The following is a 793-nucleotide window of genomic DNA, read 5'->3' on the forward strand; positions in this document are numbered from 1 at the left end:
CTGTTGAAGTGACTAATGAAAGAATATAAGATAGCGCTTACAATTAACATTAGGGACAGGAGAAATAAGAAAGGGGATGGCTTTATGGACGTTCAAGTAAGCGCGTTAGGCGCGATCTGTGCATTAGTAATTGCTATTATATTAATCTTAAAGAAAGTGGCTCCCGCATACGGAATGATAGCCGGAGCTTTACTTGGCGGACTGATTGGCGGAGTTAATATTGCTGATACCGTTAATTTAATGATTGAAGGGGCACAAGGCATCATTCCCGCAGTGCTGCGGATTCTTGCAGCTGGTATATTGGCCGGGGTATTAATAGAATCGGGTGCTGCAGCGGTTATAGCAGAAACCATTGTAAAAAAACTAGGGGAAACAAAAGCGCTTTTAGCTCTAGCGCTAGCCACACTCATTCTTACGACAGTAGGTGTGTTTGTTGATGTGGCTGTGATCACAGTGGCGCCTATTGCTTTAGCCATTGCTAAACGTACGGGTATGTCAAAGCCTGCTATTTTATTAGCAATGATTGGAGGAGGAAAGGCAGGAAATTTAATGTCTCCTAATCCTAACGCTATTGCTGCTTCGGATGCATTTAATATTCCGCTTACATCCGTGATGGCTGCAGGAATTATTCCCGCTGTATTTGGCGTAGCGGTCACTTATCTAGTGGCCAAACGATTAGTGAAAAAAGGAACAATGGTTCAAGCTGAAGAAATAGATACAGTGGATGCAAGCAGCTTGCCGCTGTTTTTAACAGCCATTATAGCACCCATTGTTACCATCGTGCTGCTGGCAC

1 protein-coding gene is annotated in these 793 nt (G+C 43.6%); it reads left to right on the forward strand.

Annotation, left to right across the window (positions count from 1 at the left end; all coding sequences use genetic code 11):
* Positions 1-84 precede the first annotated feature (84 nt).
* Positions 85-793 (forward strand): GntT/GntP/DsdX family permease (locus AC1DRF_RS30545; RefSeq protein ID WP_477742641.1); only part of this gene is annotated, 709 nt, incomplete at its 3' end.

The sequence above is a fragment of the Priestia sp. P5_B4 genome (assembly GCF_056400385.1).